Annotated in this window: 10 protein-coding genes; 7 read left to right on the top strand and 3 right to left on the bottom strand. The window is 34.3% G+C overall.

Annotation, left to right across the window (positions count from 1 at the left end; translation table 11 throughout):
* The first annotated feature begins 5 nt into the window (after nucleotides 1-5).
* The 3 genes from LK994_RS03700 to LK994_RS03690 are packed head-to-tail and all read left to right on the top strand — an operon-like array spanning nucleotide 6 to nucleotide 3,692.
* The gene (locus tag LK994_RS03700) at nucleotides 6-1,103 is read left to right on the top strand and encodes a Wzz/FepE/Etk N-terminal domain-containing protein (RefSeq protein ID WP_229761536.1); all 1,098 of its coding nucleotides are present in this window, start codon (nucleotides 6-8) and stop codon (nucleotides 1,101-1,103) included.
* Entirely contained in the window at nucleotides 1,103-2,359 is a 1,257-nt protein-coding gene (locus tag LK994_RS03695) for a lipopolysaccharide biosynthesis protein (protein ID WP_229761535.1), read from the top strand. Before LK994_RS03700 ends, LK994_RS03695 begins: the two co-directional genes overlap by 1 nt.
* A 37-nt stretch (nucleotides 2,360-2,396) precedes the next feature.
* Nucleotides 2,397-3,692: an O-antigen polymerase gene (locus tag LK994_RS03690; RefSeq protein ID WP_229761534.1), complete on the top strand. Its 1,296-nt coding sequence runs from the start codon at nucleotides 2,397-2,399 to the stop codon at nucleotides 3,690-3,692.
* Here the strand turns inward: LK994_RS03690 and LK994_RS03685 are convergent.
* The gene (locus LK994_RS03685; protein ID WP_229761533.1) at nucleotides 3,689-5,212 is read right to left on the bottom strand and encodes a glycoside hydrolase family 55 protein; all 1,524 of its coding nucleotides are present in this window, start codon (nucleotides 5,210-5,212) and stop codon (nucleotides 3,689-3,691) included. The genes LK994_RS03690 and LK994_RS03685 overlap by 4 nt on opposite strands.
* A gap of 122 nt (nucleotides 5,213-5,334) precedes the next feature.
* Nucleotides 5,335-6,366, bottom strand: a complete 1,032-nt coding sequence (locus LK994_RS03680; protein ID WP_229761532.1) for a class I SAM-dependent methyltransferase — start codon at nucleotides 6,364-6,366, stop codon at nucleotides 5,335-5,337.
* Nucleotides 6,367-6,640: 274 nt separating this feature from the next.
* On the opposite strand from LK994_RS03680, the gene LK994_RS03675 reads away from it, so the two are divergent.
* Both LK994_RS03675 and LK994_RS03670 read left to right on the top strand, forming a co-directional pair.
* Nucleotides 6,641-7,555, top strand: a complete 915-nt coding sequence (locus LK994_RS03675) for a glycosyltransferase family 2 protein (RefSeq protein WP_229761531.1) — start codon at nucleotides 6,641-6,643, stop codon at nucleotides 7,553-7,555.
* A gap of 55 nt (nucleotides 7,556-7,610) precedes the next feature.
* Nucleotides 7,611-8,324 (top strand): class I SAM-dependent methyltransferase, encoded by a 714-nt coding sequence (locus LK994_RS03670; RefSeq protein ID WP_229761530.1) that lies wholly within the window; start codon nucleotides 7,611-7,613, stop codon nucleotides 8,322-8,324.
* Between the two features lie 15 nt (nucleotides 8,325-8,339).
* Here LK994_RS03670 and LK994_RS03665 read toward each other — a convergent pair whose 3' ends face one another.
* Entirely contained in the window at nucleotides 8,340-9,383 is a 1,044-nt protein-coding gene (locus tag LK994_RS03665; RefSeq protein WP_229761529.1) for a glycosyltransferase family protein, read from the bottom strand.
* A gap of 677 nt (nucleotides 9,384-10,060) precedes the next feature.
* Here LK994_RS03665 and rfbB point away from each other — a divergent pair.
* Nucleotides 10,061-11,116: a dTDP-glucose 4,6-dehydratase gene (gene rfbB / locus LK994_RS03660; protein WP_229761528.1), complete on the top strand. Its 1,056-nt coding sequence runs from the start codon at nucleotides 10,061-10,063 to the stop codon at nucleotides 11,114-11,116.
* A 2-nt stretch (nucleotides 11,117-11,118) separates the two neighbouring features.
* The gene (rfbA, locus tag LK994_RS03655; RefSeq protein WP_229761527.1) at nucleotides 11,119-11,982 is read left to right on the top strand and encodes a glucose-1-phosphate thymidylyltransferase RfbA; all 864 of its coding nucleotides are present in this window, start codon (nucleotides 11,119-11,121) and stop codon (nucleotides 11,980-11,982) included.
* Nucleotide 11,983 lies beyond the last annotated feature (1 nt).

Raw genomic sequence — 11,983 nt, 5'->3', positions numbered from 1 at the left:
AAGGTATGACTGAAATTACCGGAGATAAGATCGGGGCTTCATCTGATAAAGGATCTCAACAGATTATGTTGGTAGAACAAATAAAAAGTTGGGTGAATATTATTAAAAAGAAATGGTGGCTATTTGCATTGGTAGGTTTATTGGCGGGAATTGTAGGTTTTTTTTATGCAAAAAGTCAAAAACCTAAATATCAAAGTAGGCTTACATTTGCTTTAGATGATGGAGGTAGCGAAGGAGGCCTTGGTGGTGCGTTAAGTTTAGCCGCACAATTTGGATTGAATTTAGGAGGAGGAAAAGATGTATTTGCCGGTGAGAATATCCTTGAGATATTGAAAAGTCGTCGAATGATTGAAAGAGTATTGCTATCTGTAGATACATTCGAAAATAAACCAACAACCCTTATTGAATTTTTTATTGATCAATCTGATTTGAGAACCCGTACAAAAAATCCTGCGGTTGCTGCTATTCATTTTCCTGTGGGACAGACAAAGGAAACATTTACATATTTACAGGACAGTGTTTTGTATGCCACTTATATTGAGTTTACAAGTAATTTCATTGTAGCACAAAAGCCCGATAGAAAACTAAATATATTCGAAGTAAATGTTACCAACACGAATGAAAAATTTGCCAAAGATTTTACAGACAGGCTGGTAAATGAAACAAATAGTTTTTATATCGAACTCAGTAGTAAAAAATCACGTCAAACTTTAGAGATACTGGAGCAAAGAGTGGCTTCTATGAAAGGGAATTTAAATTCGAGCATCAGCAGTAAAGCTGCTACACAGGATGCTAATTTAAATCCGGCCTTTGCTCAGGCGCAAGTGCCAATACTTCAACAACAGGTAAATATGCAGGTATATGGAGGGGCATACGGAGAGATGTTTAAAAATCTGGAGCTTGCTAGGTTTCAATATTTAAAAGAAGTGCCGTTAATGCAAATCATCGATGCTGCAGATTATCCGATGAAAAAAATTAAAAAAAGCAAACTGGTTACGGCAGTATTGTTTTCTATAATATCAGTTTTAGTAACATTTTTTATTATCTGGGCGCTTCAGTTATTTAATAATGCAAACGGACAAAAAAATCCAATTAACAACTAATGGATTTATTTGAAAGATTTAAAAAAGACTATTTCAATTATCTGGTTAGTTTTATTTTACCGGCATTAGTTACAGGTATATCTATTCCCGTTTTTAAAAGAATATTAGGCTCCGATGGATATGGGAATTTTTCTATTTGGTTTAATCTTTCGTTGATCTGTGTGGCTATTTTAGGTGTGTGGATCACCAACAGCATTCTGCGTTTTTACGCAGGCAGCGAAAATAAAGTATTATTTATTCAGCAGGTCATTACCATCGCATTTATTACGCAGTTATTTTTTTGTATACCGATATCTTTATTAATTGGGGTTAAAAGTGGTGATTTTTTATTAGGGGCATTGATAGCGGTATCCATCTTAAGCACGGCAATTCAATTTACAATTGCAGCGGTTTCTCAATCGGCATTTTTATCACGGAAAATAATTTTTCTGGAGAGTATTCGGGTAGGAACTTACCTGTTGTTGTCATTGCTATTGTTGTTAACAACAAAAATGAATTACCTCTACGCTTTATTCATAGGTACAATAATTTCATACATCGTATCTGCAGGGTATTTGTATCTGCAGATCTCTAAACAAATACCCGGATTAAAAGATGTAGTGTATACAAGCAGCAATATAAAGCCACTTACAAACAAATTTTTGAAGTACGGAGCACCTCTTTCATTTTGGTTTGCCTTTTCATTTTTGCTGGGTTACATTGATAAGATCTTTATGGCTAAAAACATAGGTGCAACAGTGCAAGGAAATTATCAGGCTATATTTGATCTGTTGTCAAGAGGGATCACTATTTTGATCTATCCTGTTGTTACCTCTTTATATCCGATTCTGACTGTGGCATATGAGAAAGGAGAGATCAGGGCTATTAAAAATATTCTTAAAAAGATATTGTTGTATGAACTGGCCGGATTTGTTTTTGCTACAGTACTTTACTGGCTTTTTGGAGCAGATCTTTTATTACTGATATTAAAAACTCCGAATACTTTATCTTATAAAATGATGGGTTTTATTGTTATTGCAGGTACATTTATATGGCAAATGGCAATGGTTATTCAAAAGCATTTTGAGCTTAAGTTGAAGAGTTTTTTAATGTTGAAAATGGTTGTGGTGGCATTTGCGGTACAGTTTTTATTGTATATTATCTGGGGCAATAGCACAAACGAAATGTTATATCCATTGGGCTATTTGTTGTCGGCAATAGTATACCTGGTATTGGTTTCTTATTCAGAGTTTATTGTGCTTTTAAAAAAGCTATAACAAAGTAGTACCGAGAATAACAATTATAAATTTCTACATGGATCAACAAACTATTATATTAACGGATATTGTTTTTATTCTTCTGCACTTGTTTGTTTTTTTATTTAATTACACGATCACTTCCAGAAAGGTCTTTCAACCGGCGGTATTGTTTTCGTTTGTTTGGTTTTCAATCATTTTATTGCACTTTATATTAAGGCATACTATTCTGGATCAGTTGTATCCTGTAGGTGTTGAAACCTATATGATACTCTTTGTTGGAGTGGTTACGTTTAGTCTTGGATCTTTATTGGTAACGGGATACAATCAACTAAAGAATACAGAAGTATTGCCTTCGGATCAATCAGATTTGACATTAAGCCTGACATTAAGGATTATTTTTCTTGGCATAGTGGTAATAGGACTTCCTTTATATATACAGGCATCCATACGGGTTTTTCTGGCTTCTCAAATTGATGATTTCTTTCAGGGATTAAGAAACGAGTTGTCTTATGGCGATGAAGATATCGGTCCTACAAAATACCTGATCTCACTTTCGTTTGTTGTTTTTGCGATCAGTTATTATTCTTTTGTGAAAGAAAAAGGAAAATTGAACAGAGTATTATTTATTACCAGTTTTCTTGTTACAGTTGTGTATGCACTTTTAGCTACAGGGAGAACTTATTTTTTCATTATTCTTTCAATTTATTTGGGCATCAGTTATTTTCACAAAAAAAACTTTTCGCTTAAAAAATATGGGCTTTTGCTTATCGGCTTTTTGCTGGTGTTTATTTTATTTGGGATGTTATATGGTAAGGGAGGAGATCTAAAAGATTCCTTAAAAGATAACTTACAGGCTTCGTCAGAAACAACGGGAGTATATCTTGTTTCATCGATCACCGCACTGGATAATGAAATTGGCCGAAATGTTAAGGCCCGTTATCCGGGAGAATATACATTACGCTTTTTTATTAAAACAGGCCAACAACTGAACTTGGTGTCGGACAAAAAGGTGAGTAGCCTTGTATCAGATTTTGTTTTCGTTCCGTATCCAACCAATGTATTCACATTTTATAGTCCCTACATCCGTGATTTTGGAAAGATGTATGCCTGGCTTATGATAGGGTTGTTTGGGGCGTTACATACCTGGATCTATCACAGGTCTGCAAGAACAAAAAATCTGAGAAACACATTATACTATTCCTTTCTGCTGTTTCCGTTGTTGATGAGTTTTTTTCAGGACCAGTATATGAGTCTTTTTTCTTTCTGGTTACAGATCATGTTTTTTATTGAACTGTTTTTGTTCCTGGATGTTTATTTTAAGGTTAGAAAAGATAAAGTTATCCAGTCTTAATCTGTTTTTACAGATACAATAGTTTCCTTCTTGTCCGAAAATTCATTCTTATCAAAATGAATCTCATTCATCATTTTAGAGGGGAGTGCGATAAATGCTCCAAAAAACTTGCCTTGTTTTTTATTTTGTTGATTGCTTGAAATAGTGGTTATTTTTTTATTGAAAATATTTTGAGTAAAAATAATATTTTTTAACCCCGGAGCTCCAGTTACCTTACTGCTGTAACTATCTGTAATGATCACATATCCTCCCACAGCCTGTATATCGTTATTCCTTTTAAAATAGTTGAATTTGTTATTTCTGATCATAACAGATCTCATACCCCATTTGCTTCCTTCCATTACTATTCCCCCGTAATTCATCCCTGAAATTGTATTGCTTTTAATAGTGGAATTCTGTAGAGAATGTAAGATCATTCCTGAGGTTTTGTCAATTTTATCTTCGGTCAATAATGATGTGATGGTGTTATTAACGATGGTGATATTATTTAACATGGCATTGTTGGCCTGTCTGTCGCTATATTCCATTGCATTACCATTTGGGATCTCAATGCCACTTAGTTTTTGCTTCAGTAAGCGAGGATACGTAATGCTGATATAGTTGTTGGATATAGTAATATCAGTAATAGGATGTTGTATCCAGAATGCAATACCTCTTAAACATTGACGTATCTTATTATTCGCAACCACCACTCCTTTTAACACATGTGCCGTACTGCTTATATACAACCCCGGATTACAACCGATAATAGTATTTTGGCCTGCATAAGAATATGAGCCATGCAATTCTATTCCTCCTGTATAATTACTTAGTGCTATGTCCGGGTTTTGTTGTTCAAGGCGGTTATTGACAATTTTTGTGCTGTCCCATGTGCAATACAAAAATGAAAAGTCAGTCTGATACCTATTCGGAGTGGCGCCTCCAACATAATTACCGCCATTATAAAAAGAACAATTTTTTATTAGTAAGCCATGCCCCGTACCTCTTATTGCAATCATATTTGACCCGGAGCAATTTTTTATAGTGATATTGCTGATACTGATATCACTGCCGTTCTCAACAAACAAGGTCATGTTGTTTTTTATAATTCCAGAAGGCACCAGGTTATTTGCTCCGTTCATATCCACCAGTAACCCGGTAAATTGGACATGTTTAATATTTGTACCATAAAAAATATGTGCATTGGCCATAGTATCTCTGCTATCAAAAATATGGCTGGCTAATTTTATAACAGACTTACTTCCATCTCCTCTAAAACTAATGTTAGAGTGAAGTTTCAGACAATAATTAATAAGATAAACGGATGTTTTTGTATAAGAATCGATCAAATAAATACCGGCAGGGAAATACACAGTAGCATTAGGGTAATTGACAGCCGCATTAATAGCTGCCTGGATGGCCTTGGTGTCATCTGTTTTGCCATTCCCACGGGCTCCAAACTTTGTAACATTCAGCGTTTTTGAAAATGCAGAGAGACCAAAAAAGATAGTTAAGACAAAAAAGCAACATGCTTTCAACATTGTTCGCTTGCATATTTTTATATCAATATTTCGTAGCACAAATTAAAGCTACGATTACTTTTATAAAATAGCTGAAAGGATTTTTTGCATTTCTCGGTTAAATGAAAAGCTATTACTAGTACTTATTTTATATCTGGCTTCTGTAAAATAACACTAAGAATACTATTTCTTTCGGGGTTTTTCTTATCGGTTAAAAATAATATGAATAGAGGTTCGAGGATTAATTTTGCTAATTTTTTTACAGATGCTTTTATTCTTCCTGCCGAACTCATTACGGTCAGATTCAAAGGGGCAATTACTTTTCCGTCTTTATCAAGCGTATGTCCACGGTTCCTCATTCCCTTTTTATAAAAACTTTTGTAATATTTAAACCTGGTTACATCAATATGATTTTTATTAAAGTTTGTAAAGTCAAAGAAAGAAAAGTTAAGCCCTCGCTGTGCAGCAATTACCCTGAAAGAATCTTCTGAGAACCAGGTGAGGTGCACCGGTGGTGATTCTGTGTCCCAGTAATCTTCCCCCGGAGGAGTGGCTGATTTATTGGGAGTGGTAATAATTAGTTTGCCTCCAGGCTTCAATAAACTAACCAGCACATCACAAAAACTATTAGGTTCGGGCAAATGTTCTATTACTTCTGTAAGAATAACAATATCAAATTTCCCTGCATTATCCAATGCATATTTATAAACATCCTGACAGATGAAATGATTACCAAATCTGTCTGTTGCTTTTTTTACAGCATCAGCAGAAATATCTAACCCGGTAATGTCATATCCCTGTTGTTTAATGGCATAGGTAAGATACCCTAATCCGGAACCTACTTCCAGTATCTTCTTTGTTTTATCCTTGTCTGCGGCCAAAGTTTCCCGGATAGAAAAATACATAGCCTCTTTATTGGCCAGATAGTCCAGGGCATTTTTTGTATTCAGGATCTCTTTTGCATACAATGCGTATCTGTTATAACCCGGTACAACATCGCTTTGCGAATAGATATAATCGTAAATTTTATCATTTACCGAATGTGGAGAGGAAAAAGATGTATTACAGGAAGAACAGTAATATATATCAAAATCTTCGCCTTCCTGATACCCTTTATAATTTTCCAAGACTTTTGAGGCGTCTTGGTTACAAACAATACATTTAGTAGCTGCCATACTTGAATTTCTAATCTATGTGTGCGTTACATCCACCTTTTGGTGTCGTTAATGCTTCAAATCGTTACTTAGTAAGCTATAAAGATAAAAGATATTTTATCAATCGTTGATAAAGCAAGGAGTAAAAAATATTGAGCATTAGGGCACACAAAACCAAAACTTTAAAATAATGGTCATAAATTGCGATTCATTTTGCAGTGATACTGAATAATATGAAGCAGATAATTTTTTTCTTACTAAATCATTTGGAAGATAATAAATATTAATTTTTTAAATGGTAGACATAATAATTGTAAACTGGAATAGCGGCGATTATATAAAAGATTGCATCACTTCTGTTTTTATACCTGAAAATGAATCAATACTGGGAAAAGTAATCATCGTTGATAATAATTCTGCGGACGAGTCTTTACAACTGGTTTTACAGCGTCCTCAAATTGAGATAATCAAAAATGCTGAAAATGTTGGATTTGCTAAAGCCTGTAACCAGGGTTTTTTAGCAGGCAACGCAGAATATGTATTGTTCTTAAATCCGGATACGCAGCTTCAGCGCAATACTTTATCAGATTGTTTGGCGTATATGGAAGGGCATAAGGAAACGGATATTGTGGGTTGTCAATTGCTGGATGACGATGGAAAAATAAGTCCCAGCTGTGCAAGATTTCCTACACCTAAAACATTTTTTTATGATGCTTTGGGGTTATCTAAAATAGCACCCAGGCTTTTTACCCCTGCAATTTTAATGACAGATTGGGATCATAAAGAAAGCAGGTTTGTTGATCAACTCACAGGCGCCTTTATGTTTATGCGTCGTAAAGTTTTTGAAAGACTTGGTTATTTTGACGAACGTTTTTTTGTGTATTATGAAGAACTTGATTTTTCACTTCGTTTGCACAAAATGGGAGGAAGGTCTTTTTTTAATGCGGCCATAAAAGCGCACCATACAGGTGGTGGAACTACCAATAAAGTAAAAGCATACAGGTTGTTCCTAACTTTACGTAGCAGGCTTTTATATGCAAAAAAGAATTTTTCTGTGTCTGGGTGTGCTTTTGTTTCTTTTACTACTTTTATTATAGAGCCTTTTTCGAGGCTATTATTTTTAATTGGTAGTGCCAGATTTAAAGAGATTAAAGATCTTGCAAAAGCATATATACTGTTAATTAAGTCACGCAGGATATTTTCGAAATAAAGTACAAGAATACAATGATCCAGAAAGACTGTTACAATAAAATAAAGATATAATAATGATCGAGAGTCTTACAAGACCTTATAATGAGCGGCTTTTTAATACTGATACTTTCAGAGGCAGGATGCATATGGCAAGGTATATTTGGCTGCAGGAAGAAGTAAAAAATCTGGGACTGAATAATATATCTGTTCTGGAATTGGGCTGTTATGATGCAAAAGCCATTTATTTTTTGAATAACCCATCGAAATATAGCGGCTATGATGCAAATTGGGAATATGGGCTTGATATAGCACGAGAAACATGGAAAGAAAAACCAGAATACACTTTTCATGAGTGTAACATGGCAGCTGAATTTAATCCGGCAGGAGAAAAATTTGATATCACTGTTTGTCAGGAGACACTGGAACATCTTAGAAATCCAGACCTGCTTGAGTATATAAAAAGAATGGCAATGGCTACAAAGCAATATTCTTTTATCACTGTGCCAAATGAACAAGGGTTCTTTTTCTTCTTAAAATATATGTTCAAAAAGTTGACCCAGGGTAAAAGCGAGGAGTATAATTTTAAGGAATTGATGCTGACAACTTTCGGAATGCCACACAAGGTTACCAGAAGCCTTACAGATCATAAAGGATTTAGTTATAAAGAGCTGCGAGGGCAGTTGTCGGAATATTTCGACATCGTATATGAAAAAGGAGTTCCGTTCAAGTGGTTACCCAAATCACTTAGTTTTAGCATTTGTATATTGCTAAAACCTAAAAAAATATAAATAGCTTTCTGTACTTTATATTGAAGCGAATAATTCATCCCATTTTTTCAAAATGACTTCTTTGGAATGAAATTTATTAATGTAAGCTAAGCCTTTAGTGATCTCTTCTTTCTTTTCTGCAGCAGATTTTTGTAAAAACTCTTCTATCTTTTTTAAACAAGATACTGTGTCAGTAAAACATGAGTCCAGTCCGGCTTCCTGCATCACTCTTTTGTAAGCAGGGCTGTTGGAAGTCAATACAGGAATGCCTATCTGCCAGAACAACAATAATTTGTTTTCCGGTTTATTCCAGGTAAAATTATCCCGTTCGTTCAACGGTATTATAGCCAGATCCTTGTCAATAATTATTTTAGAAAATGTATCTTTTTGCCATTCGTAAAAAAAAGTTTTACAAGGGATCTTTTCAATGATCTTTTTAGAAGATTTGTTAAAAATTTTAAATGGATATTTAATATACAGGTCCGTTATTATATGCAATTCTATCTTATCGGCAAGTTTTTTAAAAACGTCATTCAATAAAAGAATGTTCTCTAATGTGTAAGCCTGGCCTTCCCATACCAGTTTTAATTTACCGGTCTGTTCATAATTGGTTTTAAAAGAATTGATGTCATCCAAAAAATAATCAAGAGAGATGTGCACATTACTGTTGTACTTTAAAATAAAATCTTTTTGTAAAGAAGTAGAGCAAACTACGGCATCGGCATACTTGAACATTTTATTAATTGCAGATTGGTAATTTAAATACCAACGACTTTCCCTTCTGTTCAAAAACTTAACGGTGCCTCTGATACAATTCAAAAAGGTAAATCCTCCCAGAAAAAAGGCATCTACGGCTTCAAAAATTATTTTTGTATTGGGGTTCTTTTTCTTGTAGTTCAACCATTTGGAAATATTGCATCCCAGGTTAAGATATACTATATCATAATATTTGTCAAAATCGGCAGTTTCAAAATTGATTTTTCTTTCATTAGCATAAAACACAAACCTACGTCTGTCTCCCGGAGCGTTATAATCTTGTTTATATGGGACATAACCTATTTTAACTTCTTTTAATTCCACTTAACTTGATGATTGAAATGATGATGATTGTTCAAAAGTAAGGATTAAATAAAAAATGAATGCATTTTCGCAAACCTCCCTTTCCTTTGAGCATTTTCTGATTTGATGTAAATGTACTATCTGTTGTTAGTATAAATAAAATGGGGTTGAGATAATTGATTTTCAGGATATCCATATAGCCTCACTTATTTTTTATTGGCTGTTGCATTATATATTGCTAATTGATGTACTATTGATTACTTTAAATTCATTTTTTGTTAGGTCATTCGATACTTTTAATACTTTAAAAAAGAGTTTTTGTTTTAATACAAGCATATAATCCGGCAAAATTGCGTTAAAAACATCATTAAAAACGCAAATATCTGTATTTTCAATGGAGCTAGAAAATAAGAATATTTTAGTCTTTTAATAAATTCTATTTCTCCTTACGCTTCAATACATATAATTTTTTGTATATATAAATAGATCGGACACAAAAAAGATGCTGATAAGTTTTTGAATAAAGTTGTTGCGGAGGCCCTTATGCGATTTAGTATAATAATTGGGTTGTCAATACAATATATTTAGATTTGCCAAAGGGTCAATATGTCCTCAATGCCCACAAACAACGTACTTTGTTTTCATTACCAAATGCTGATTAAGAGAATAATGCTTATTTTCGTCCATAAATTTAAAAAATGTCAAAGTCTGTATTAGTGACCGGGGGAGCCGGTTTTATAGGGTCACATCTGGTTCGCTTGTTTGTAACTAAATATCCTGAATATAAGATCGTTAATCTCGATAAACTTACTTATGCCGGCAATCTCGAAAATTTAAAAGATATAGAGGATCGACCTAATTATAAGTTTGTAAAGGGAGATATTACCGATTTAAATCTGTTGAGAAACCTCTTTGCAGAACATAAATTTTTCGGTGTACTGCACTGCGCTGCAGAGAGCCATGTGGATAGATCTATCACAGATCCGTTAGCATTTGTTACTACCAATGTAATAGGAACATCAACATTGCTTATTGCCGCAAAAGAAAGTTGGGCAGGGGCATATGATGATAAGATATTTTATCATATTTCTACAGATGAAGTTTATGGGTCATTAGGTGCTGAAGGCTTTTTTACCGAAGAAACAGCCTACGATCCACGTAGCCCTTACTCTGCCTCCAAAGCATCTTCTGACCATATGGTAAGAGCATTTTACCACACCTATCATTTACCGATAAAAATTTCTAATTGCTCTAATAATTACGGACCGTATCATTTTCCTGAAAAATTAATTCCTCTTTGCATTCACAATATTATTAATAATAAGCCTCTACCTATTTACGGTAAAGGAGAAAATGTAAGAGATTGGCTTTTTGTAGAAGACCATGTAAGAGCTATCGATGTGATTTTTCATAAAGGTAAAGTTGGCGAAACCTATAATATTGGGGGGCATAATGAATGGACGAATATTGACCTGGTAAAAGAATTGTGCAGACAGATGGATGAAAAATTGGGAAGAGAAAAAGGAGCGTCTGAAAAATTGATCACCTATGTAAAAGATAGAGCAGGACACGATCTGCGATATGCTATTGATGCTACTAAGTTGAAAAATGAATTAGGCTGGTTACCATCATTGCAATTTGAGGAAGGGATATCTAAAACCATAGATTGGTATCTTTCAAACGCCGAGTGGCTGAATGATGTAACGAGCGGAAATTACCAGAACTATTACCAACAACAATACGAAAAAAGATAATCATGAAAGGAATAATTCTGGCAGGCGGCTCGGGCACAAGACTATATCCGATCACAATGGGGATCAGTAAACAATTGATGCCTATTTATGATAAACCGATGATCTATTATCCGCTGAGTACATTAATGCTGGCAGGGATAAAAGAAATATTGATCATCACTACTCCTGAAGATCAGGATCAGTTTAAAAGGTTATTGAAAGATGGTAGTCAATGGGGATGTAAAATTGAATACGCCAAACAGGAGGTGCCGAATGGTTTGGCACAGGCATTTGTGATAGGAGAAAAATTTATAGGCAATGATAGTGTTGCACTGGTATTAGGAGATAATATTTTTTATGGTAGCGGCTTTAGTAAATTATTACAGCAAAGTGCTAAAACAGAAGGGGCGGTGATCTTTGCCTACCCTGTAAGTGATCCTGAAAGGTATGGTGTAGTTGAGTTTGATGATAATTTTAACGCACTAAGCATAGAAGAAAAACCAGTGAATCCAAAAAGTAATTATGCAGTTCCCGGCTTGTATTTTTATGATAATGCTGTAGTTGAAATTGCAAAGAATATAGCACCAAGTGCAAGAGGAGAATATGAAATTACTACTGTAAATGAGATCTACCTGAAAAATAAGAATTTGAAAGTTGCTGTTTTAGATCGGGGATTTGCGTGGTTAGATACAGGTACATTCGATTCTTTAAGCGACGCAACAGAATATGTGAGGGTAATTGAAAAAAGACAGGGGCTAAAAATAGGTTGCCCCGAAGAGATCGCTTACAAAATGAATTTTATTGATAGAGACGCTCTTGCAAAATTAGCAGGAGAATTAAAAAAGAGCGGTTATGGAGAATACCTTTCAGGGCTTTTAAAAAAATAAA

This window comes from Ferruginibacter lapsinanis (assembly GCF_020783315.1).
GTDB classification, from domain to species: domain Bacteria; phylum Bacteroidota; class Bacteroidia; order Chitinophagales; family Chitinophagaceae; genus Ferruginibacter; species Ferruginibacter lapsinanis.
Note: the sequence above shows the minus strand (reverse complement) of the source record. Positions and strands in the feature narration are given on the sequence as shown.